23 protein-coding genes are annotated in these 21,344 nt (G+C 58.4%); 7 read left to right on the top strand and 16 right to left on the bottom strand.

Features of this window, described 5'->3' with window-relative positions; translation table 11 throughout:
• The first annotated feature begins 47 nt into the window (after window positions 1-47).
• Both QPL96_RS10430 and QPL96_RS10425 read left to right on the top strand, forming a co-directional pair.
• A complete protein-coding gene (locus QPL96_RS10430; RefSeq protein ID WP_303287314.1) occupies window positions 48-413 on the top strand; it encodes a hypothetical protein in 366 nt (121 codons plus the stop codon).
• Between the two features lie 44 nt (window positions 414-457).
• Window positions 458-895, top strand: coding sequence for a type IV pilin protein (locus QPL96_RS10425; protein ID WP_303287313.1), 438 nt, complete (start codon window positions 458-460; stop codon window positions 893-895).
• Window positions 896-917: 22 nt separating this feature from the next.
• Here QPL96_RS10425 and ispH read toward each other — a convergent pair whose 3' ends face one another.
• The 6 genes from ispH to murJ all read right to left on the bottom strand — a co-directional run bounded on the left by ispH (window position 918) and on the right by murJ (window position 8,570).
• Window positions 918-1,871, bottom strand: a complete 954-nt coding sequence (gene ispH / locus QPL96_RS10420) for a 4-hydroxy-3-methylbut-2-enyl diphosphate reductase (protein WP_303287312.1) — start codon at window positions 1,869-1,871, stop codon at window positions 918-920.
• Window positions 1,872-2,060: 189 nt separating this feature from the next.
• Window positions 2,061-2,513, bottom strand: coding sequence for an FKBP-type peptidyl-prolyl cis-trans isomerase (gene fkpB / locus QPL96_RS10415; protein ID WP_303287311.1), 453 nt, complete (start codon window positions 2,511-2,513; stop codon window positions 2,061-2,063).
• Between the two features lie 5 nt (window positions 2,514-2,518).
• Window positions 2,519-3,043, bottom strand: coding sequence for a signal peptidase II (lspA, locus tag QPL96_RS10410; protein ID WP_303287310.1), 525 nt, complete (start codon window positions 3,041-3,043; stop codon window positions 2,519-2,521).
• Window positions 3,043-5,862, bottom strand: coding sequence for an isoleucine--tRNA ligase (gene ileS / locus QPL96_RS10405; protein WP_303287309.1), 2,820 nt, complete (start codon window positions 5,860-5,862; stop codon window positions 3,043-3,045). Before ileS ends, lspA begins: the two co-directional genes overlap by 1 nt.
• A 74-nt stretch (window positions 5,863-5,936) precedes the next feature.
• Window positions 5,937-6,908, bottom strand: coding sequence for a bifunctional riboflavin kinase/FAD synthetase (gene ribF, locus QPL96_RS10400; RefSeq protein ID WP_303287308.1), 972 nt, complete (start codon window positions 6,906-6,908; stop codon window positions 5,937-5,939).
• A gap of 81 nt (window positions 6,909-6,989) precedes the next feature.
• A complete protein-coding gene (gene murJ / locus QPL96_RS10395; protein ID WP_303287307.1) occupies window positions 6,990-8,570 on the bottom strand; it encodes a murein biosynthesis integral membrane protein MurJ in 1,581 nt (526 codons plus the stop codon).
• A 262-nt stretch (window positions 8,571-8,832) separates the two neighbouring features.
• Between murJ and rpsT the strand changes: the two genes are divergently transcribed.
• Window positions 8,833-9,102: a 30S ribosomal protein S20 gene (rpsT, locus tag QPL96_RS10390; RefSeq protein ID WP_303287306.1), complete on the top strand. Its 270-nt coding sequence runs from the start codon at window positions 8,833-8,835 to the stop codon at window positions 9,100-9,102.
• Between the two features lie 61 nt (window positions 9,103-9,163).
• Here the strand turns inward: rpsT and proB are convergent, their stop codons facing one another.
• The 4 genes from proB to rplU form a co-directional block, all read right to left on the bottom strand.
• Window positions 9,164-10,288 (bottom strand): glutamate 5-kinase, encoded by a 1,125-nt coding sequence (proB, locus tag QPL96_RS10385; protein WP_303287305.1) that lies wholly within the window; start codon window positions 10,286-10,288, stop codon window positions 9,164-9,166.
• A gap of 36 nt (window positions 10,289-10,324) precedes the next feature.
• The gene (gene cgtA, locus QPL96_RS10380; protein ID WP_303287304.1) at window positions 10,325-11,518 is read right to left on the bottom strand and encodes an Obg family GTPase CgtA; all 1,194 of its coding nucleotides are present in this window, start codon (window positions 11,516-11,518) and stop codon (window positions 10,325-10,327) included.
• 144 nt (window positions 11,519-11,662) lie between these two features.
• A complete protein-coding gene (gene rpmA, locus QPL96_RS10375) occupies window positions 11,663-11,923 on the bottom strand; it encodes a 50S ribosomal protein L27 (protein ID WP_008170742.1) in 261 nt (86 codons plus the stop codon).
• 36 nt (window positions 11,924-11,959) lie between these two features.
• Window positions 11,960-12,271, bottom strand: a complete 312-nt coding sequence (gene rplU / locus QPL96_RS10370; RefSeq protein ID WP_303287303.1) for a 50S ribosomal protein L21 — start codon at window positions 12,269-12,271, stop codon at window positions 11,960-11,962.
• Window positions 12,272-12,559: 288 nt separating this feature from the next.
• Here rplU and ispB point away from each other — a divergent pair, with 288 nt between their 5' ends.
• Window positions 12,560-13,528, top strand: coding sequence for an octaprenyl diphosphate synthase (gene ispB / locus QPL96_RS10365; protein ID WP_303287302.1), 969 nt, complete (start codon window positions 12,560-12,562; stop codon window positions 13,526-13,528).
• Window positions 13,529-13,638: 110 nt separating this feature from the next.
• Here the strand turns inward: ispB and QPL96_RS10360 are convergent, their stop codons facing one another.
• Window positions 13,639-14,625 carry a glutathione S-transferase family protein gene (locus QPL96_RS10360; protein ID WP_303287301.1) on the bottom strand — a complete coding sequence of 329 codons (987 nt, stop codon included), beginning with the start codon at window positions 14,623-14,625 and terminating at the stop codon, window positions 13,639-13,641.
• Between the two features lie 305 nt (window positions 14,626-14,930).
• Between QPL96_RS10360 and QPL96_RS10355 the strand changes: the two genes are divergently transcribed.
• From QPL96_RS10355 to QPL96_RS10345, 3 genes are all read left to right on the top strand, one after another.
• The gene (locus QPL96_RS10355; RefSeq protein ID WP_303287300.1) at window positions 14,931-15,848 is read left to right on the top strand and encodes a LysR substrate-binding domain-containing protein; all 918 of its coding nucleotides are present in this window, start codon (window positions 14,931-14,933) and stop codon (window positions 15,846-15,848) included.
• A complete protein-coding gene (locus tag QPL96_RS10350; protein ID WP_303287299.1) occupies window positions 15,848-17,377 on the top strand; it encodes a wax ester/triacylglycerol synthase family O-acyltransferase in 1,530 nt (509 codons plus the stop codon). Before QPL96_RS10355 ends, QPL96_RS10350 begins: the two co-directional genes overlap by 1 nt.
• Before the next feature lie 141 nt (window positions 17,378-17,518).
• Window positions 17,519-17,722, top strand: coding sequence for a DUF6316 family protein (locus QPL96_RS10345; protein ID WP_099619836.1), 204 nt, complete (start codon window positions 17,519-17,521; stop codon window positions 17,720-17,722).
• 22 nt (window positions 17,723-17,744) lie between these two features.
• Here QPL96_RS10345 and QPL96_RS10340 read toward each other — a convergent pair whose 3' ends face one another.
• Genes QPL96_RS10340 through ribBA form a run of 5 tightly spaced genes read right to left on the bottom strand, consistent with a single transcriptional unit; the run spans window position 17,745 to window position 21,341 of the window.
• Window positions 17,745-18,272: a phosphatidylglycerophosphatase A gene (locus QPL96_RS10340; protein ID WP_303287298.1), complete on the bottom strand. Its 528-nt coding sequence runs from the start codon at window positions 18,270-18,272 to the stop codon at window positions 17,745-17,747.
• Window positions 18,269-19,216: a thiamine-phosphate kinase gene (thiL, locus tag QPL96_RS10335; RefSeq protein WP_303287297.1), complete on the bottom strand. Its 948-nt coding sequence runs from the start codon at window positions 19,214-19,216 to the stop codon at window positions 18,269-18,271. The genes QPL96_RS10340 and thiL overlap by 4 nt, the downstream gene beginning before the upstream one ends.
• 3 nt (window positions 19,217-19,219) lie before the next feature.
• Window positions 19,220-19,702, bottom strand: a complete 483-nt coding sequence (gene nusB / locus QPL96_RS10330) for a transcription antitermination factor NusB (protein WP_303287296.1) — start codon at window positions 19,700-19,702, stop codon at window positions 19,220-19,222.
• Entirely contained in the window at window positions 19,702-20,178 is a 477-nt protein-coding gene (ribE, locus tag QPL96_RS10325; protein WP_303287295.1) for a 6,7-dimethyl-8-ribityllumazine synthase, read from the bottom strand. The genes nusB and ribE overlap by 1 nt, the downstream gene beginning before the upstream one ends.
• A gap of 47 nt (window positions 20,179-20,225) precedes the next feature.
• Window positions 20,226-21,341, bottom strand: coding sequence for a bifunctional 3,4-dihydroxy-2-butanone-4-phosphate synthase/GTP cyclohydrolase II (gene ribBA / locus QPL96_RS10320; RefSeq protein WP_303287294.1), 1,116 nt, complete (start codon window positions 21,339-21,341; stop codon window positions 20,226-20,228).
• Between the last annotated feature and the right edge of the window lie 3 nt (window positions 21,342-21,344).

Below are 21,344 nucleotides of genomic sequence, written 5' to 3'. Positions count from 1 at the left end.
CAGAGCGATGCCGCAGAACCTCTATTGACGAACTGGAAGGTACCAGTATGAAACTCAGCAACCACAAAACCCGGTTCAGCCTGATAGCTTTTGCGTCAGTGGCACTCTTGATACTACCGCTGGGGAGCCCGACAGCAGAGGAAATGCCTGAATCAGAGGTCAGTATACTCACAGAAGGACAGCGTTACACAGGCGCTATAAACTCGATAAACCCAGAACAAGGTTTGGTAATCATTGATGACAGATCTTTCATTCTAGACCGCGTTATCCGATTCAACAACGCTATCTGGTCAAGAGAGCAAGTGCTCAATCGTCTCCAACCCGGTACCTCGGTAGAAATTGAGGTGGGAAGAATCGTGGATCAGAGTCTCGGCGCAAGACTTATTACGCAGCTCGAATTACTCGATCAATGAGAATCGCGCAGATGTTCCCAATTTAGATAAGCGAATAGAGCGATATGATTTTGACCAACACCAGAATAGAAAAGAGCATAAAAGCATGCCAAGCTTATGGCTTCACTCTGATTGAAATGATGATTACGGTTGCGATCATCGGAATTATTGCAGCAATCGCATTTCCGCTATATCAAAATCAGGTTGAGCAAACGCGAAGGACAACAGCACAATCGGATTTACTGGAACTGTCCCAGTGGATGGAGCGCCGCTACTCGAACGGCTTTGATTATCGCGATGGAGGGAACAACCCCGCATTGCCATACACTCAGTCGCCTCAAAACGGCACGGCATTTTACGGCATAACTTTTGCCGGCAATGTCACAAGAGACACGTTTACCTTGCAAGCAGCCCCCACCGGAGGACAGGCAGGAGATGACTGTGGGACGCTGACTCTCGACGAACAGGGAAATCGAGGCGCAGCGCAGGCAGGATGCTGGTAACAAACTTGTGATGCCATTGAGCTCAATCGAGCTCAATGGCATCAATCCGCAACTCCCGCGGCATGGAGAACACAATATTCTCCTCGCGCCCGGCAACCTCTTCCGGAACGCTACCACCCAGATCCCTGAGGCGGGCAATCACATCATTCACCAGCACCTCAGGCGCTGAGGCACCAGCAGTAACACCAACCGAGGTCTTCCCTTCAAGCCACTCAGCATCGATCTGGGAGGCCTCATCAATCAGGTAGGCTGGCGTCCCCATTCTCTCGGCCAGCTCACGCAGTCGATTGGAGTTGGAACTGTTCGGAGATCCTACCACCAGCATCAGATCGCAATCGCCAGCCAGCTGCTTGACGGCATCCTGGCGGTTCTGGGTGGCGTAGCAGATGTCGTCTTTGCGCGGGCCCTGGATCTCCGGAAATTTCGCTCGCAGTGCGTCGATAACCCGGGCGGTGTCGTCCATGGACAAGGTGGTTTGGGTAACGTAGGAAAGCTTCGCGGGGTCTTTCACTTCCAGGTTGGCCACGTCCCCTTCGTTTTCCACGAGATAGATGTCACCACCATTGCTGTGGTCGTACTGCCCCATGGTGCCTTCCACTTCCGGGTGGCCATGGTGGCCGATCAGGATGCATTCACGGCCGTCGCGGCTGTAGCGCATCACTTCCAGGTGGACCTTGGTGACCAAAGGACAGGTGGCATCGAAAACCTTCAGGCCGCGGCGGGCGGCTTCATTCTGTACCGCCTGGGAGACGCCGTGGGCACTGAAAATAACGAGCTTGTCGTCCGGCACTTCGTCCAGTTCGTCAACGAAGACGGCGCCGCGGTTTCGGAGGTTGTCCACCACGAATTTGTTATGCACGACTTCGTGGCGCACGTAGATCGGCGCTCCGAACACGTCCAGGGCGCGATTGACGATTTCGATGGCGCGGTCAACGCCGGCACAGAAGCCACGGGGGTTTGCGAGTCTGATTTGCATTATCTTGCCACTATATTCCGGACGAAGGACTTTGGAGCATTGCGACCGCGGGCTACGGGGAAGAACCTGCCGGGACACGCTGTGAATACGTCCCTGTACGCTTGACTGCAGCATCCATGCTGCAGACAGTCCCGGCAGGTTCTTCCCCGCACTCCGCTAGTTCAGAGTATGACGCTCAGCTATTTCTTTTCAATGAGTCGCCCCTACGGGCTCCACATCAATAATCTGTACTTCGAAGGTCAGTGTACGCCCTGCCAGGGGGTGATTGAAATCCACCTCCACTTCGTCACCTTCCACGCGGCTGACAACACCCGGCAACTCGCTCTGGCGGGCATCGGCGAAGGAGATCATTACGCCCGGCTCCAGCACCATATCGGGGCTGAACTCATGGCGCTTGAACGTCTGAACGTTGTTCGGGTTGTGCTGACCAAAGGCTTTCTCAGGCGGCACCTGATAGCTTTCCCGGTCGCCCGCCTTCATGCCCAGCAGGTAAGCCTCGAAATTCTCCGGCAGGTTTTCATCGCCGATTTCGAGTGTTGCAGGCTCTTTCTCAAAGGTGGAATCGATCACTTCACCATCCGGAAACTTGAGGGCGAAATGCAGTTTGACCCGGGTACCCTTGTCAACAGGCAGTTCGTTCATAAGAACTACTCACTCCTCTCAGCGTCCCCGCCAGAATTGGCGGGTTTGCGGAACATATCGAGAATCATCATGGCGGCACCGGTGGTGATGGCGGTGTCAGCCAGGTTAAAGGCGGGGAAGTGCCAGTCCTGCCAGTACACATGCAGGAAGTCGACCACATAGCCATGCACCACCCGGTCGTAGACGTTACCCAGGGCCCCACCGAGAATCAATACGATGGCAATGGCGGTCCAGGTTTCATGACGCTGCAGGTTTTTCAGCCAGTAGATCAGCACAATGCTGACCACCAGGGCCAGGGTTACGAAGAACCAGCGCTGCCAACCTGCCGCGTCGGCCAGGAAGCTGAACGCGGCTCCGGTATTGTGGAGCAACGTCAGGTTGAACATGGGGATGACCGGAACCGGATCACCGTAGGTCAGCATGGCCGTGGCCATGGCCTTGGTGCCGAGATCGAGTATGACCACCAGCACCGCCAGCCATAGCCACTTCAGTTTGCTTCCGGTGACCTGCTCCGTCATGGTCGCGTCCATCAGGCGTAGGCGCGGGCTTCGCCGGGCCCTTCCACGTTGGTCACACAGCGACCACAGAGATCGTCGTACTTGGCATTGCGACCGACGTCTTCCCGGTGATGCCAGCAGCGCTCGCACTTGGTGTGAGTGGCCGGTGTCACCTTAACCCTCAGGCCTTCATGGGAGGTCATTTCCGCATCGCCAGCTTCCGACACCGGTTTAACGCTGGCCTCAGAGGTAATCAGCACGAACCGCAGTTCCTCGCCCAGTTGCATCAGATCGGCCGCCAGGTCGCCTTCGCAGAACAGGGTCACCTCGGCACTGAGCGAGCCTTTGATGTCACCACGTGCCCTGGCCTCTTCCAGGCACTTGTTGACGGCCTCTTTCACACTGTACATCTCGCGCCAGTAGTCACGGCCAAGCTCTGCGTTTTCGGGCAGTGCTGTGAGGCCTTCATACCAGGTTTCGTAGAACACGGTATCGCTTCGCTTGCCCGGCAGGTGCTGCCAGATTTCGTCCGCGGTAAAGCTGAGGATCGGCGCAATCCAGCGAACGAGCGCCTCGGCCACATGGTACAGGGCGGTCTGGCAGGAACGCCGCGCCAGACTGTCCGCCTGGGTGGTGTACTGGCGATCCTTGATGATATCCAGATAGAAGCCGCCCAGGGTGGCTTCGCAGAAGTTGTACACCTTCTGATAAATCCGCAGGAACGCGTAGTTGCCATAGTCCTCATGCAGCTCTTCCTGCAATTGCAGGGCACGGTCCACCATCCAGCGGTCCAGGGCGATCATGTCCTCCGGCGCGACCATGTGCTGCTCCGGATCAAACCCGGTCAAATTGCTCAGCAGGAAGCGGGAGGTATTCCGGATCCGGCGGTAACCATCGGCGGTCTGGCGCAGGATGTCCTTTGAGACGGTCATTTCGCCACTGTAGTCGGTCGCCGCCACCCACAGACGCAGGATGTCCGCACCCAGCTCGTTCATGACTTCCTGGGGCGCGATCACGTTGCCCAGGGATTTGGACATCTTGTGGCCCTTGCCATCGACGGTAAAGCCGTGGGTCAGAACCTGCTTGTACGGTGCCACGCCGTTCATGGCGATGGACGTTTTCAGGGACGATTGGAACCAGCCGCGATGCTGGTCGGAACCTTCCAGGTACATATCCGCCGGGAACTGGCCCAGCTCCTCGCGAACCCGCAGGACCGACTCGTGTGTCACGCCAGAGTCAAACCAGACGTCCAGAGTGTCGGTGACCTTCTCGTACTGCCCGGCATCGTTGCCAAGGAGCGCAGATGCATCCAGCTCATACCAGGCGTCGATACCGCCCTCCTCAATTTGCCGGGCCACCTGCTCGATCAGGTTCTGGGTGTCCGGATGCAGCTCCTGGGTCTCCTTGTGGATAAACAGGGTGATGGGCACGCCCCAGGTCCGTTGGCGTGAGATGCACCAGTCCGGAGATTGGTTGAACATGGCTTCGATACGGTTCTTACCCCAGGCTGGCACCCAGCGCACACCCTGGATTGCTTCCAGGGCGTCGGCGCGGAGATTTTCCTTGTCCATGCTAATAAACCACTGGGGCGTTGCCCGGTAGATCAGCGGGGTCTTGGTGCGCCAGCAATGGGGATAGCTGTGGCGGAATTTCTCGGAGCGCACCAGCTTGCCTTCACGCTCCAGTGCGCTGCAAACGGGCTCGTCGGCCTTGTATACATGCACACCCGCCAGCTCACCGGCGGCGGAGGTATAAGTGCCGTCAGCCTGAACCAGGTTGATGGTACCGATGCCGTACGCCTTGCCTACCTCAAAGTCTTCCATGCCGTGATCGGGCGCGGTGTGGACAGCGCCGGTACCGGCGTCGGTGGATACGTGATCCCCCAGGATAACCGGCACCTGCTTGTCGTAAATCGGATGCTGGAGAACCAGGTGTTCCAGTGCGGCACCGGAACAGGTCGCCAGCACTTCATACTCTTCCACCTGCCAGCGGATCATGATCCCTTCCACCATATCGGCAGCCAGGATCATGCGTTCATGGCCCTGCCCAACATCAGTCTGCACCAGCGCATAGTCCAGATCCGCATTCAGGGAGACCGCCTGGTTGGCCGGAATGGTCCAGGGCGTGGTGGTCCAGATGACGACAGACACATCGCCACTGCCATTATCGGTGCCGAACAGTGACAGGGCTTTTGCCTGATCAACGGCGGTAAAGCGCACATCGATCTGGGTGGAGGTCTTGTCCTGGTACTCTACCTCGGCCTCTGCCAGTGCGGACTGACCCACCACACTCCAGTAAACCGGCTTGTAGCCACGCACCAGATGGCCTTTCGCGACGATCTTGCCAAGGGCTCGAACGATGCCCGCCTCCACCTTCGGGTCCATGGTCAGGTAAGGCTTGTCCCACTCACCCATCACACCCAGGCGGATAAAATCGGCCTTCTGGCCGGCGATCTGCCTGGTGGCATAGTCGCGGCAGGCCTGGCGGAAGGTCTTGTAATCCACCTTCACCCCGGCCCTGCCAATCTCCTGCTCCACCTTGTGCTCGATGGGCAGACCATGGCAGTCCCAGCCCGGCACGTAGGGTGCGTCATAACCCATGAAGCCGCGGGACTTGACGATCATGTCCTTGAGAATCTTGTTGACCGCATGACCAATATGAATGCTGCCGTTGGCGTAGGGAGGGCCATCATGGAGAATGAACTTGTCCCGCCCTTCACGCTGCTTGCGCAGGTTGCCGTAGATGTCCAGATCCTGCCAGCGCTTGAGCATTTCCGGCTCGCGCCTGGCCAGGTTACCGCGCATGGGGAAGGCGGTTTCCGGCAGATTCAGGGTGTGCTTGTAGTCGCTCATGGTTTGGGTGCGTACTCTTTTGGTCTTGGTCAGTTTTGATCGGTCATTTATTCGTTGGGGCGCGGCGGTGGTTTTCAATTCGCGCGTTTCACAGAGCCGTTTTCGGCAACCCACGCTCGGGCGCGTTCAAAATCCCGGGCAATCTGTTCTTTCAATTCGTCCACGGAAGCGAACCTTTCCTCATCCCGCAGGCCGTGGCGGAATACCACTTCCAGATGCTGACCATAAAGTGTGCCAGCAAAGTCAAACAGGTGCACTTCCAGTGAGGGTTGTTTGCCATCCACGGTCGGGCGCAAACCGATATTGGCAACGCCGTCGTACCGGGAACAATCATCCAGGGTGGCGGCAACCACATACACACCGCACAGTGCCGGTGTCCGGTGCAACAGGATGTTCGCGGTTGGCGCACCAATTCGTCGCCCCAACTGACGCCCATAGACAACCCTGCCCCGGATTCGGTAGGGGTGCCCCAGGAGCGATTCCGCCTGTTCCAGGCCATTCACCGTCAGCAATTCCCTGACCCGGGTGCTGCTCACCCGCTCCCCGCCTACGGTTACCGTAAGCGTATTTTCGACGGTAAAGCCAGCGTCTTTACCCACCTTTTCCAGAAGCGCAAAGTCCCCGGCCCGGTCACAGCCAAACCGGAAATCATCGCCTACCACCAGGTGGCGGACAGCCAGCCCTCCAATCAGCACATCGTCTATAAAGCCCATGGCGGAATAGCTGCGAAACGCCTGATTGAAACGCAGGCACAGCACGATATCGATGCCTTCCGCCAGCAGGGCCTCGAATTTCTGCCGAAACCCCATGAGCCTTGGTGGCGCTTCGCTACCCTGAAAAAACTCCCGGGGCTGAGGCTCGAAAATCATAACCACGGATGGAACACCCAGAGCTTCAGCCTTGCTTTTCACCTGATCAATAATGGTCTTATGCCCGAGATGCACACCATCGAAGTTGCCAATGGTGGCCACGCACCCGTTAGCGAGCGGACAGTCGTCCCGACGGGAAAGCATTTTCAGGTTGGTCAGGCCCCGGATCAGACGCATGTAATGCGAACCTTCAATTGCCAGCTAGCTTTCAGCGCCTGCTTTTACTGCAACGCTGGTGAGAAAACGCGCGATTATACCTTACCTGTGGCGGAAATGTCTTACCCGAACCCCAGCCAGCACCAGGGCAACGAAGTAAACCCCGACGCCGGCACCGACCAGCAACGCCATATCCGCGGCCCGCTGGTAACCGCCGTTTGCCAGCCACACAGCCACCGGCGCTCTCAGCCAGATAATGACGGCCGCCAGCGCACTATTGGCAAACAGCAGTTGCAACAGGAAGCGGAACCAGCCGGGCTGACTCTGCCAGGCCCCTTCCTTGCGAAGCCCCCGCCACAGGAGGTAGCCGTTCAACCAGGCCGAAATGGAGGTGGCCAGCGCAAGACCGGCGTGGGCCAGCGGAAATATCAGGATCAGGTTGAACACCATGTTTGCCACCATAGCAATAATGCCGATCTTAACCGGCGTTTTGGTGTCCTCCCTTGCGAAGAACCCCGGTGCCAGAACTTTGATCAGCATGAACGCCAGCAGCCCGGCGGAATAAGCCCGCAAGCTCTGGGCCGACATGGCGACATCGCGGTCTGTTACCGCGCCATAGTGGAAAAGCGTGGCAATCAGCGGTTCGGCCAGCAGCGCAAGCGCCAGGGCTGCCGGCAGACCAATCAACAGAACCGCCCGGACCGCCCAATCCAGGGTGGCCGCAAACTGGTCCGCTGACGCCGCTGCGTGTTTACGGGAAAGGCTCGGCAGAATCACCGTGGCAATAGCTATGCCGAATACCCCAAGGGGCAATTCGGAAAGCCGATCAGAGTAATACAACCAGGAAACGCTCCCGGTCTGTAGAAAAGACGCCAGCACCGTATCGAGCAGCAGGTTGATCTGGCTCACGGACACCCCGAACAGCGCAGGCGCCATCAGCTTCAGAATCCGGCTGACACCTTCGTGGCGATAATCCACCCGGGGCCTCGGCAACAGGCCCAGTCGCATCAAAAAGGGCAACTGGAAAAACAACTGCAAGGCACCGGCAATGAACACACCCCAGGCCAGCGCCATCACGGGCTCGTCCATCAGCGGCGTCAACCAGATGGCCGCCGCAATCATCGCCAGGTTCAGAAGAACCGGGGTAAACGCCGGCACGGCGAAGCGGTCGTAACTGTTCAGGATGCCGCCGGCAAAGGCGGTCAGGGAGATCAGCAACAAATACGGAAAGGTGATGCGCAACATATCGCGGGTCAGCGCAAACTTCACGTCATCATCCAGAAAACCCGGCGCAAAAACCGCCGCCAGCACCGGCGACCCCAGAACAGCAACCAGGGTGACACCCAGCAGCACCAGCCCGAGGGAGCCGGCCACGGCATTGACCAGCCGCTGAACCTCTGAAAGTGACTGATTCTCCCGGTAGGACGACAACACCGGTACAAAGGCCTGGGAAAAGGCACCCTCGGCAAACAGCCTCCGCAGGAAATTCGGGACCTTGAAGGCAACAAAAAAAGCATCCGCCCCGGCGCCGGCGCCGAAATAGCGGGCAATCACCATGTCCCGGACCAGGCCAAGCACCCGGGACAGCATGGTCATGATACCCACAAGCCCCGACGACCTGAGCAGGCCGGGCGCTTTGGGCAGTTGTTTTTGTTCAGGCGCTGACTCAGGTTCCGACGACATGCAGGCTCTTGTCTGGCATTCTGGATATCCTTATTGGAGCGGGCACTTAGGGAATTACCTGCTTCCCGTTCCACCCCGCACTCGGTGAGCCGCGAGTTTACCACAGGCCTTCTGTGTCGGGGCATGAAATGGGTTTTGGCCTTGACATTTCGAGGTTTGGGCGGCATAGTTCCGCGTCATTTATTTCGACGCGCTGGTTTTGGCGCGCCCGCGATGTAACGAATCATTCAGCAACAAATTTGAGATTTTCAGGAGTTTTACGGTGGCAAATACCCCGCAAGCCAAGAAGCGCGCACGTCAGAACGAGAAGAACCGCAAGCACAATGCAAGCCTGCGTTCCATGGCCCGTACCTACATGAAAAAGGTCCAATCCAAGATCGAAGCCGGCAACTACGAAGAAGCCCAGGCCGCTTTCCAGCAGGCTCAACCGATTCTGGACAGTATGGTCAACAAAGGTATCTTCGCGAAGAACAAGGTTGCTCGTCACAAGAGCCGCCTGAGCGCCAAGATCAAGGCCCTGAAAAGCGCCTAATTCGCGCGATTCAGGCAAAAAAACCGGCCAACTGGCCGGTTTTTTTATGGGCGAACGAATATCACACGATCACCAGATTATCCCGGTGAATCATTTCTTCATCGGAAATGTAGCCCAGCACTTCGGCAATCCGGTCACTGGAGCGCCCGGCAATGGCCCTGGCCTCATCGGCATTGTAATTCACGAGCCCCCGGGCAATCTCCTTGCCAGCCTGATCAACGCAAGACACCATCTCACCACGACGAAACTGCCCCGCCACCCCCTTCACACCAACGGGAAGCAGACTGCGACCACCCAAACAAAGCACTTTCACGGCGCCGTCGTCCAGCGTCAGCTTGCCCCGGGTCTGCAGGTGGCTGGCCAGCCACTGTTTGCGCGCGGCAATCCTGCCCTGCTCGGGCAGCAACAGGGTTCCGATCACATCACCCCGCCTTAAGCGGCCAATCACATCTCCAATCCGACCACCCACGATGACCGTGAAGGCGCCCGAGCGAGCCGCCAGACGAGCCGCCCTCAGCTTGGTCTGCATACCTCCGCGACCAAGCACTCCGGCACCACCACCGGCCATGGCATCCAGCTCGTGATCACCGGCCCTTCGCTCGGTCACCAGCCGGGCATCGGCGTTCTTCCTGGGATCCTTGTCAAACAGACCCAGTTGATCAGTCAGTATAATCAGGCCGTCCGCCTCAATCAGGTTGGCAACGAGCGCGCCGAGGGTGTCGTTGTCGCCAAACCGGATCTCGTCGGTGACTACGGTGTCGTTTTCGTTGACGATCGGCACCACACCAACGTCCAGCAACGCCCTGAGCGTGCTTCGGCCGTTGAGGTATCGCTTGCGGTCCGAGAGGTCGTCATGGGTCAGCAGAATCTGGGCAGTGTGGATATCATGCCGCTTGAACTGGGCCTCCCAGGTCTGAACCAATCCCATTTGCCCAACCGCAGCGGCTGCCTGAAGCTCGTGTAACTGCTCAGGCCTGACCGTCCAGCCAAGCCGGCTCATCCCCTCCGCCACCGAACCGGAGGAGACCACGACCACCTCCACACCTTCTTCGACCAGCTCCGCAATCTGATCCACCCATAAACCCAGCGCAGCCACGTCCAGGCCACGGCCATCGTTGGTCAGCAGAGCGCTTCCGATCTTGATGACCAGGCGACGAGCCTGGCGCAGCTGTAGGCGTTCAGTCATGGTGCTTGAGCGGTCTCTCTGATGTTAATCCTGCGTTTACTCCGGGGCGTAAACCACTTCGACGTCGTAGTCATCATCGTCAAAGTCGTCATCATCGCCCTCTTCACGGGCGGCACGCCGCGCCTGGCGTTCGGTTTCAATCCGGGCCCGGGCTTCATCATCCATCTGCCGGCGGCGCTCGGCTTCGCGCTCGGCAAATTCCGGGTTCTGAGCCTCTTCTTCGGCCTGCTCCTCAACCCAGCGCATGACGGCCTGGGCCAGCGGCCTGGTGCCCTCACCGCTAAGCGCGGAAATCCGGAACACCGGCCCCTCCCAACCAAGCTCGTCGACAATTCCCTGGCAATGGGCATCGCGGTCTTCCCCGGCCACCATATCCACCTTGTTCAGCACCAGCCATCGTGGGCGATTGGCCAGGGTTTCACTGAACTTCTCCAGCTCGTGCTCGATGGCCCTGACCGCATCGGCGGGCGATGAGCCATCGAAAGGCGCAACATCAACCAGGTGCAGCAGCAGGCGGGTACGAACGAGGTGCTTCAGGAAGCGGATACCCAGGCCCGCACCTTCGGCCGCCCCTTCAATCAGGCCGGGAATATCGGCAATCACGAAACTCTGGTGCGCCTGCACACTGACGACACCAAGATTGGGCACCAGCGTGGTAAACGGATAGTCCGCAACCTTCGGGCGAGCCGCGGAGACCGAACGGATAAAGGTGGACTTGCCGGCATTGGGCATGCCCAGCAACCCCACATCCGCCAGTACCTTCAGCTCCAGCCTCAGATTGCGCAGCTCGCCCTCGGAGCCCTTGGTGGTCTGGCGGGGCGCACGATTCACTGAGGACTTGAAGCGGGTATTACCAAGACCATGAAACCCACCCTGGGCAACCTTCAGGCGCTGCCCTGCGTGGGTCAGATCCCCAAGCACCTCGTGGGTGTCCATATCGACAACCGTGGTACCGACCGGAACCGGCAAAACCAGGTCTTCGCCCTTGTTGCCGGTACAGTTGCGGCCGGCACCAGGCTCGCCATTCCGGGCCTTGTGTTTACGCTGGAACCGGTAGTCAATCAGTGTGTTGAGCGACTCCTCGGCTTCCAGATACACGGAACCACCATCGCCACCGTCGCCACCGTCGGGGCCACCCTTGGGAACGTATTTCTCACGACGGAAACTCAGGCAGCCGTGACCACCCTTGCCGGCTTCCACAATGATGGTGGCTTCGTCTACGAATTTCATGAATCAACCCTTTGCGCGATGCGCATAAACTAAAAAGCCCCGCAGCCTCAAGGAAGCTTTGCGGGGCTCCGGGTGGCACTGATATCCTGATGCTATCAGGATATCAGTGCCACCCAAGGTTCGACAGAACCGGATCGCCGCTGCTTACGCAGCCGGAACGATGCTCACGAACTTACGGCTCTGCGGGCCTTTGGTTTCGAACTTCACCTGGCCGTCTGCTTTCGCAAACAGGGTGTGGTCCTTGCCAATGCCAACATTGCTACCAGCGTGGAAACGGGTGCCGCGCTGACGGATGATGATGCTGCCTGCAGATACAGTCTCGCCGCCGAAGCGCTTGACGCCAAGTCGTTTCGACTCGGAATCGCGACCGTTACGGGTACTACCTGCTGCCTTTTTATGAGCCATTACCAGCCTCCTTATTTAAGGGGTAATTCGAGAGCCTCAGCCCTGGATACCCGTGATCTTGACTTCAGTAAACCACTGACGGTGGCCCTGACGCTTCATGTGATGCTTACGGCGACGGAACTTGATGATCTGAACCTTGTCGTGACGGCCGTGGCTAACCACTTCCGCAGTCACCCTGGCACCATCGACTACTGGCGCGCCTACCTGAACCTTGTCACCATCGGCGACCAGCAGAACGCGATCAAACTCAACGTTACCGCCGGTTTCAACTTCCAGCTTTTCCAGCTTCAGGGTTTCGCCTTCTTTTACACGGTGCTGCTTACCACCGCTGACAATAACTGCGTACATTCACTCGTTCTCCACGATTGACCCATCCCTGCTCTTATCCACCTGGTTCTAAGGGAGGCGCTCTGGCGACCCTATAGCAGGGAGCGCAGGTTGGGATGAGTTGGGCGCGTGATTGTACGAGAAGACGCCAGGCTAAGCAAGTTGAACCTGGCGATCTGTGAACTTGGGGTCAGATGAAGGCTTTCATCTGACCCCCCTTAACATTGACACCCCTTCCACCAATACCTAGCATTGCTGCTTCCTGCCCGAATTATCAACAGAAACACCAGCAAGGGATCCACAAGCCGCATGACAGCCCAGCGCATTCACGACACCGTGGCCGACGACTTCAGCCGCGTCAATGACCTGATCATCCGGCGGCTTTCCTCAGAGGTTCCCCTGGTGGAAAAGATCGCCCAGTACATCATCGAGAGCGGAGGCAAGCGTCTGAGACCCTTACTGGTCTTGCTTTCCAGCCAGGCTGCGGGCTACGGCAACAGCGACCATCTGAAACTGGCGGCCGTCATCGAATTCCTGCACACCGCCACCCTGCTGCATGACGATGTGGTAGACACATCAGACATGCGGCGGGGCCGGAGCACCGCCAATGCGCGCTGGGGCAACGCCCCGAGTGTGCTGGTCGGTGATTTCCTCTACGCCCGGGCCTTCGAAATGATGGTGGAGCTCAAAAGCCTGCCTGTCATGGAGGTTTTGTCCCACGCCACAGCCGTGATCGCCGAAGGCGAAGTCATGCAACTGATGAACGTGAAAAATCCGGACCTGACCGAAGACCAGTACATGAAGGTCATCCATAACAAAACCGCCATGCTGTTCGAAGCCGCGTCCCACACCGGCGCCCTGATCGCCGGGGCCAGTGACAATCAGGAACGGAGCCTGAAAGACTACGGCAAGCATCTGGGCCTGGCGTTCCAACTGGTGGACGACGTACTGGATTACAGGGGCAATGCCGAAGCCATGGGCAAGAACGTGGGCGATGACCTGGCCGAAGGCAAGACCACCCTGCCTCTGATCTACGCCATGGTCAATGGTACGGAAGACGACCGTCAGCTCATCCGCCAGGCCATTCGCAAAGGCGGGCTGGATGACCTGCCCAGGATTCTTGAGATTATTGAGCAATCCGGTGCCCTTGAATACACCATGACCAAGGCCCGGGAACAGGCCGATCTGGCCAAAGCCTGCCTGAAAACCCTGCCGGCCTCAGACTACAAGGAAGCCATGGAGCTGCTGACAGACGTCGCGGTTGCCCGGGTGAGTTGACGTAAAATTGGGGTCAGATGAAAATTTCATCTGACCCCGGCGTCCGCCTCTGATTTCAGCTTAGGTGCTTGAACATGGGTTCAGATGAACGCTTTCATCTGACCCCGAATTCAACTCAGGCGCTCGCGTCCATGAGGCTCGTCAAAGTCCAGCGCCGGCCCCACCGGCACGATCCGGGTCGGGTTGATGGTCCGCTGGCTCACGTAGTAATGACGCTTGATCTGCCCGATATCCACGGTTTCAGCCACGCCCGGCACCTGATACAGATCCCGGAGGTAAGCAGAAAGCGCCGGGAAATCACTGATCCGCTGGCGATTGCATTTGAAATGGCTGTAATACACCGCATCAAACCGGATTAATGTAGTAAACAGCCGCCAGTCCGCCTCGGTTAACTGGCCACCCACCAGATACCTTTGGCCAGACAACCGCTCTTCAAGCCAGTCCAGCGACTCGAAAAGAGCGTCGTAGGCTCGCTCGTATTGATCCTGAGCGGTAGCAAAGCCGGCCTTGTAGACACCGTTATTGACCGTGTCATAAACCCGGGCATTAACCTCACCAATTTCCCCCCGCAGTTCCCTAGGATAGAAGTCCAGGTCCCTGCGAACACCCTTCAGCCCGTCGAAGGCCGAATTGAACATCCGGATAATCTCGGCGGACTCATTGCTGGCAATCGTTTGCTTTTCCTTGTCCCACAAGGTGGGGACCGTCACCCGCCCGGAATACGCAGGCGCAGCCCTGGTGTAGACCTCATGCATGAACCGGAAACCGTGCAAGTGATCCCGGTGCTGCTCACTGTCATGCCAGAACTCCCAGCCATTTTCCACCATATCCGGGTGCACAACAGACACTGAAATATGCGTCTCCAGCCCCTTGAGCTTCCGGAAAATCAGCGTCCGGTGCGCCCACGGGCACGCCATGGACACATATAGGTGATATCGCCCCGACTCGGCCTTGAAACCACCCTCTCCATCCGGGCCCGGCGAACCATCGGCGGTTACCCAGTTCCGGAACTGCGCCGCCTCCCGCTCAAACCTGCCACCGGTCTTGTCGGTGTCATACCACTGGTCATGCCATTTGCCGTCAATCAAAAGCCCCATAAACCCTCCGATGAAAAACCTTGAAAGTGTGGCCCCTGTAACAAGGGGGCGCCGGCAAAAAGTCTGCCAAGGGTATTGGAGAAGGCCTTTGCAAACCGTGCATTGCCAAGGATGGCAATGCCGAGCCCCCAGGGAAGGGTTCACGGCGTGTTTGCAAAGGCCTTCTCCAATACCCGCTGCCCCCAAAACTGAGAGCGGCCCTGTTACCTGCCCTCCAAAGCCTGATAATTTGAAGGAAGAATACCGGCGACCCTGCTACCCTCTCAAACAAGCATTTCTGGCCAACAACCTCAGATAATTCGAACATGCATACAGCCATCACCATAGACGCCCTCAAAGTCCTTGACGCCATCGACCGCAAAGGCAGCTTTGCCGGCGCCGCCGGCGAACTCTTCCGGGTACCCTCGGCCATCAGCTACACCGTGCAGAAGCTGGAAGAAGACCTGAATGTTGCCATCTATGACCGAACCGGCCACCGCGCCAGACTGACCCCGGCGGGCCGTTACCTTCTGGGAGAAGGCCGCACCCTGCTGGAGGCGGCGGAAAACCTTGCCCACACCACCCGGCAGGTGGCCCAGGGCTGGGAAACCAGATTAAAGATCGGATTCAACTCATTGCTGCCGGCAGAATGCCTGTTCCCGGCCATCCGGGAATTCTATGAACTCGGAGTACCGGTGGACGTGCAAATCGTAGAGGAGGTCTTTGCCGGCACCTGGGACGCCCTGCAAAGTCGCCGGGTCGACCTGATTATCGGTGCGGACAATTTCAGCAAACCGGCGGGAAACTTCGCCACCAGAGCCCTTGGTGAAATGCCTCTCGTGTTTGCTGTCAGCCCCGATCACCCGCTGGCAAGTGCCGAAGAGCCCCTCTCAGAGGAGGATATTTCCAGATACCCGGCCGCCGTGGCGGCTGATACCTCGCGTTCGCTGCCAACGGGGCATGCCGGCATTTTTCGCCGGCAACGAACCCTGACCGTCGCCAACATCGACCAGAAAATTGCGATTCAAGCCGCAGGTCTCGGCGTCGGGTGGCTGCCCAGGGCAAAAATCAGCAAACAGATCACAGACGGTCGCCTGATCCCCAAGCAGGTGCACGAGTCCCGCCAGCCCATCATGCTGTATCTTGCCAGACATGCTGAAGACCAGGGCAAGGCTCTTATGTGGTTCTGGGACCGACTCAGCCGGGAAGACGTTGTAAGACCAACGTCCAAGGGAGTTCTCTGATGCGGCAGCTATCGGAACTGGATGCCTCGTTCCTGTACCTGGAATCGGAAACGACCCCGATGCATATTGGCGGGATCTATCTCTTTGATGCCAGCGAACGTGAAACGCCGCTGGCCTTCAGCACCTTTGTCGCCTACCTTCGCAGCCGCCTGCATGTGGTGCCGGTATTCCGCCAGCGCCTCAAGGAAATCCCCCTGCGTCTGGGCCGCCCCTACTGGGTCGACGACCCTGATTTCAGCATCGAACGCCACCTCGCCTACGTCAATCTCGGCGAACACGGTCGCAAAGCCAGCCTGATGGCGCTGGCCTCCAGGGTTCTCGAGGAACCCCTGAAAAGAGACCGTCCCCTTTGGCATATAACGTTCGTGGACGGTTTCAAGCTGGATGAGCAGGATGCCGGCAGAGCTGGTTTTGCGTTGATCGTGAAGTTACACCATGCAGCTATCGACGCCTTCAGCGGCGAAGAAATCATCGGAAAGTTACTCGAGTACACTCCCGAGCCTCGCTCGATTACACCACCCCGGCCCTGGCACCCCCGCCCGGAACCTTCGGAAGAGCGGGTCATGTTGCAGGCAGGCGCGAATATCCTCAGAACACCACTGCAATTCACCTTACTTGCCGTCAATGCCGCCGAAGCGACCGCACGTGGGTTGATTCAAAAACAGTTGCGGAAACTGCCGCTACCACTGCCGCTGTTCTCAGCCCCCCACAGCCCGTTTAACCGGCAGATAACCGCGAACCGGCAAATCATCGCAGCCAGTGTTGAGTTGTCCCGCCTGAAAACGGTGAAGGCCTCCCTTGGGGACGTCACCCTGAATGACGTGGTTCTCGGCCTGTGCGCCGAGACCCTGAGACGGTACCTGATCAGCGAGGGCTCGGCCGCCGGCAAATCCCTGGTGGCAATGACTCCAATTTCTGTTCGCTCAAACAGCTTGCGCAGGGCGACCGGAAACCAGATGTCCGCCATGCTGCTGGATCTTGCCACCAACGAGCCAAACCCCGCGCAACGGATTCGCCGGATCCACTGGAACGCAGTCACTTCGGAGCCCTACCGTGAGGCCATAGCCGCCGACCGGCTAACGGAGCTTTTACCGTCAACCATGCTGGCCCTGTCCGCCAGACTTTACTCTGAGTTGCAGATTGCCCAACGTTACCAGCCGGTATTCAATCTTCCAATCACCAACGTTCCGGGCCCCCAGGTACCGCTATACTTGCAGGGGGCGCGCCTGGTTCAGCAGTACAACACGGCGCCGCTGTTCGACAGCATGGGGCTGGTGATCGTGGCGGTAAGCTATGAAGGCAGGCTGACACTGAACTTCACCACCTGCCCGGACGTAGTCGCGAACGGGGATTCATTGCAGGCCCATGTCGCTGAAAGCCTTGATGCGATTGAAGAGGCAATACACCGGCTCGGGGCAGACGACAGCCAAGGACCAATACCCGCAAGTTCAACCCAGACCCTGGCCGACGATGCGATTACGGCGCTGGAGGGGCTTCTGAAGAAAGCCTTGCGTCGTTTCCGGGGCTGACCATGGCCCTGGAAGACTCCGATTGGGACGTACTCCGTAAAAATGTAAAAAAATGTTGAATTCGCCCTGAATTGGTTTAATTTTATACAGATTGGCAGATATACTCGGAGCCCGACAAGCAAGGCGGGCACAGGAGGCACCATGGACACCCAGTGCAGAACCGGAGAACAAGGGCCGGTTCCCTTTCGCAGCAGTCGATTCTTTTGTGTGGGGAGCAAATGGTACTTCACTACCCGGGAAGGGTTTGACAGTGGCCCGTTTGCCTCACGGGAACGAGCCGAGACTGGCTTAAAGCGATTTTTACATGTTGTTCGGTTGTTACCCGAAGAACAGCAGCTTCATTAACAGGGAGCCTCGGTGAGGCCCGCTAAATCATTACGGGGATCAGCCAACGGTCGACCGCCCATAGGCAGACAAGCGCCATAACGCCCGCCAGCACATCGTCCACCATGATACCAAGCCCACCGGGCGTTCGTTCGTCCAGCCACCCGATGGGCCATGGTTTGGCGATGTCAAAAAGACGGAAAAGCAGAAAAGCGCCCAATACGCCGTAAATGGTGTCCGGAAACAGTCCCAGGGCGATCCACATCCCGACAAATTCATCCCAGACAATGCCCCCATGATCATGGACCTTGAGGTCCTCAGCGGTTTTTCCACACAGCCAGATACCCACCAAAAAAGCCAGCAACACTACCAGCCAGTAGGCTATCGGTGGCAACCAGGCGAAGCCATACCAGAGAGGAATTGCCGCAAGACTTCCCCAGGTTCCGGGAGCCCGTGCCGTTGCACCGCTGCCAAAACCGAAGGCCAGCAAATGGACCGGATTACGCAGGAATCCCGGAGGCAGGAGAACGTCGGGAATTTCCGGTTCGGACGCCCCGTCTTTCCGGCTCATGGCCTACTCCTGAAATGATCGAACCCGTCATCTGAACCACACAGCTTACCATCGAGAATCAGCCCGGGCCGGGATTCAACAGTACCAATCACCGACAATTCTTTCCGGACCGCGTCGGGGGCGTTTCTCCAGCACTCTGCGGGGATGGTCAGGCACAACTCATAGTCATCCCCGGACCGCAGCGCATAATCCAGCGCCGCGTCGCCTTTCAGGCGCTTCAGATGCGGTGATACCGGCAGCCGGGCACTGTCGATGCTCGCCCCGACTTCCGATGCCTCAAGAATATGCCCAAGGTCTGCAAGCAGGCCGTCAGAAATATCAATAGCGGCACTCGCAATGCCCCGGACAGCGCGGCCAAGTGCCAGCCTCGGCCGCGGTGAATGATAACGATCCAGCAGGGCTGCAACGTCTGGCGAAGGGCTCGCCTCGTCAAGGTAATCCAGCACAGAACCGGCGTCCCCAAGCGTTCCGGAGACCGCGACAAGGTCGCCAGGCCGGGCACCCGCGCGCCGAATGGCAGTTCCATGCTCAACGGTTCCGTGCACCTGAAGAGTCAGAGTAAGCGGGCCGGAGGTTGTATCACCGCCGGCCAGCGCCATCCCGAACGCATTGCTGGCGCTTTTTAGCCCGCTGGCAAAACCGGCAAGCCATTGTTCGTCTGCAGCAGGCATGGTCAGTGCCAGGGTGAAGCAGTCCGGCTCTGCCCCCATGGCGGCCAGATCACTTGCCGCTACGGCCAAAGCACGCCAGCCAAGGTAATCCGGGCGATAGTTCCTGGGAAAGTGGACGCCCTCAACCAGGGTATCCATGGAGAAGACAAGATCCCGGCCCGCGGGAATATGCTGAATTGCGCAGTCATCCCCCGGCCCCAGAATCAGGGACCGGGTTGTCTGCTGCCCGGCAAGCGGCAAAAAATAACGCCGGATCAGCTCGAACTCGCCCATCAGCTAGCGGGAACGGGAGCGGGTCTCGGCAAGCCGGAGTCGACCACTCAGCTTGTCGAGGACACTGTTGACGAATTTATGGCCCTCAGTGCCACCAAAGCGCTTGGCCATTTCAATACCTTCGTTGATGACCACCTTGTAGGGCACATCAAGGCGATGTTTCAGTTCATAGGCACCAAGCCGGATAATGGCCAACTCCACCGGATCCACCTCATTAATCGGGCGATCCAGGAACGGCTCGATCAGCTTGTCCAGTTCGCCCTGCTCCCGGTGCACGCCACGGAGCAGGTCGCGGAAGTACAGCAGATCAACCTTGCTCGTGTCATTGTCGACCATGAACTCGGCCTCAATGTCGGAAATGGCCGTCTTGCTGAAATGGCGCTGATAAAGCCCCTGCATGGCCAGAGCCCTGGCGCGGCGTCGATCACCGGCTTTCGGCTGACCGGCCGGTGCCGGCTGCGGCGATGTACCTTCAGTTTCGCTCATTACTCACCCAGCTTCCTGAACAGGCTGACCATTTCAAGGGCCGTGATGGCCGCTTCGGCGCCCTTGTTACCAGCCTTGGTGCCCGAACGCTCGATAGCCTGTTCGATGGAATCCACCGTCAGCACACCAAAGGTCACCGGTACGTCCGTATCAAGGCTTACCGCGCCGATACCGCTTGACGCTTCACCGGCAACGTATTCGAAATGCGGGGTGCCGCCACGAATGACGGCGCCCAGCGCAATGATGGCATCGTACTCGCCGGTTTCGGCAACACGCTTGACGGCCAGTGGCATCTCATAGGCGCCAGGCACCCGCACAATGGTGACATCATCATCGGGAATCCCGTGGCGGCGCAGGGTATCCAGCGCACCTTCAACCAGGCTTTCAACCACAAAGCCGTTAAAACGGCCCACCACCAGCGCATAACGCCCGGTGCACTCAGTAAAATCACCTTCAATTACTCTGATATCCGCCATCGATGGCTCCTTCACGTGTCGCGGCACCAATGCCGCGACCGGGTTTATCATTCAGGGGTATAAGGAACATACTCAACAACTTCCAGATCAAAACCGGAAATGGCCGAGAACTTGACCGGCGGGCTCAGCAGGCGCATCTTGCCCACGCCAATGTCCCGGAGAATCTGGGAACCGGTGCCCACGGTAAAATAGACACCGGAGCTGCCCTTGCCGGCGGGGCCTTGCCCTTCGTCAAAGAATTCGTGGATGCGGTCTTCCAGGTTATAGCTGTCCTCCGCGCTGTTGAGCAGAACAACCACACCCCTGCCCTCGGTTGCCACTTTTTCAAGGGCGTGGTGCAGAGGCCAGCTCCGTGAATCCTTGCGGCGGGCACCCAGGAGGTCCCGTAAGGTGTCGGTGATGTGAACGCGCACAAGAGCCGGTTCTTCCGGGGAAATATCCCCCTTCACCATAGCCAGGTGAGTCGCACCCTGGACATTGTCACGGTAGGTGCGAAGGCTGAAGACACCGTATTCGGTGTCCAGGTCATTTTCCTCCACACACTCAACGGTGCGCTCGTTCATGGTGCGGTAGTGAATCAGGTCGGCAATGGTGCCAATCTTGAGACCATGTTCTTCGGCAAATCGTTCCAGGTCTTCCCTGCGTGCCATGGAGCCATCGTCGTTCATGATCTCGCAGATCACTCCCGCCGGCTCGCAGCCAGCCAGTCCGGCAAGGTCGCAGGACGCTTCGGTATGGCCGGCGCGACTCAGGACACCACCCGGATCGGACATCAGCGGAAAGATATGGCCGGGCTGAACCAGGTCACTGGCCTTCGCGTTGCGGGCCGCCGCCGCCTGAACGGTGCGGGCACGGTCCGCGGCAGAAATACCGGTTGTCACGCCCACGGCCGCCTCAATGGACAGGGTAAACTTGGTACCAAAACCGGAGGCGTTCTGCTGGACCATCAACGGAAGACCCAGCTGCTCACAGCGGTCCCGGGTCATGGGCATGCAGATGAGGCCGCGGCCAAAACGGGCCATGAAGTTGATGGCCTCAGCCGTGCAATGCTCGGCGGCCATCACCAGATCACCCTCATTCTCGCGATCCTCGTCATCCATCAGTATGACCATCTTGCCCTGACGGATATCTTCAATGATGTCTTCAATACTGTTCAGTGCCATATG

This window comes from Marinobacter sp. SS8-8, from assembly GCF_030540945.1.
Lineage (GTDB): Bacteria > Pseudomonadota > Gammaproteobacteria > Pseudomonadales > Oleiphilaceae > Marinobacter.
This window is presented reverse-complemented; position numbering and strand designations above follow the sequence as displayed.

Bases quoted from the DNA above. Each gene is read 5' to 3' on its own strand.
- ispB (WP_303287302.1), top strand. From the start codon at position 12,560: ATGACAGCCCAGCGCATTCACGACACCGTGGCCGACGACTTCAGCCGC.
- QPL96_RS10350 (WP_303287299.1), top strand. From the start codon at position 15,848: ATGCGGCAGCTATCGGAACTGGATGCCTCGTTCCTGTACCTGGAATCG.
- cgtA (WP_303287304.1), bottom strand. From the start codon at position 11,518: ATGAAATTCGTAGACGAAGCCACCATCATTGTGGAAGCCGGCAAGGGT.
- ribF (WP_303287308.1), bottom strand. From the start codon at position 6,908: ATGCGTCTGATCCGGGGCCTGACCAACCTGAAAATGCTTTCCCGTCGG.
- QPL96_RS10340 (WP_303287298.1), bottom strand. From the start codon at position 18,272: ATGAGCCGGAAAGACGGGGCGTCCGAACCGGAAATTCCCGACGTTCTC.
- murJ (WP_303287307.1), bottom strand. From the start codon at position 8,570: ATGTCGTCGGAACCTGAGTCAGCGCCTGAACAAAAACAACTGCCCAAA.
- thiL (WP_303287297.1), bottom strand. From the start codon at position 19,216: ATGGGCGAGTTCGAGCTGATCCGGCGTTATTTTTTGCCGCTTGCCGGG.
- QPL96_RS10345 (WP_099619836.1), top strand. From the start codon at position 17,519: ATGGACACCCAGTGCAGAACCGGAGAACAAGGGCCGGTTCCCTTTCGC.
- rplU (WP_303287303.1), bottom strand. From the start codon at position 12,271: ATGTACGCAGTTATTGTCAGCGGTGGTAAGCAGCACCGTGTAAAAGAA.
- QPL96_RS10430 (WP_303287314.1), top strand. From the start codon at position 48: ATGAAACTCAGCAACCACAAAACCCGGTTCAGCCTGATAGCTTTTGCG.
- QPL96_RS10425 (WP_303287313.1), top strand. From the start codon at position 458: ATGATTTTGACCAACACCAGAATAGAAAAGAGCATAAAAGCATGCCAA.
- nusB (WP_303287296.1), bottom strand. From the start codon at position 19,702: ATGAGCGAAACTGAAGGTACATCGCCGCAGCCGGCACCGGCCGGTCAG.
- ribBA (WP_303287294.1), bottom strand. From the start codon at position 21,341: ATGGCACTGAACAGTATTGAAGACATCATTGAAGATATCCGTCAGGGC.
- fkpB (WP_303287311.1), bottom strand. From the start codon at position 2,513: ATGAACGAACTGCCTGTTGACAAGGGTACCCGGGTCAAACTGCATTTC.
- ispH (WP_303287312.1), bottom strand. From the start codon at position 1,871: ATGCAAATCAGACTCGCAAACCCCCGTGGCTTCTGTGCCGGCGTTGAC.
- ileS (WP_303287309.1), bottom strand. From the start codon at position 5,862: ATGAGCGACTACAAGCACACCCTGAATCTGCCGGAAACCGCCTTCCCC.
- ribE (WP_303287295.1), bottom strand. From the start codon at position 20,178: ATGGCGGATATCAGAGTAATTGAAGGTGATTTTACTGAGTGCACCGGG.
- QPL96_RS10355 (WP_303287300.1), top strand. From the start codon at position 14,931: ATGCATACAGCCATCACCATAGACGCCCTCAAAGTCCTTGACGCCATC.
- proB (WP_303287305.1), bottom strand. From the start codon at position 10,288: ATGACTGAACGCCTACAGCTGCGCCAGGCTCGTCGCCTGGTCATCAAG.
- lspA (WP_303287310.1), bottom strand. From the start codon at position 3,043: ATGGACGCGACCATGACGGAGCAGGTCACCGGAAGCAAACTGAAGTGG.
- rpmA (WP_008170742.1), bottom strand. From the start codon at position 11,923: ATGGCTCATAAAAAGGCAGCAGGTAGTACCCGTAACGGTCGCGATTCC.
- QPL96_RS10360 (WP_303287301.1), bottom strand. From the start codon at position 14,625: ATGGGGCTTTTGATTGACGGCAAATGGCATGACCAGTGGTATGACACC.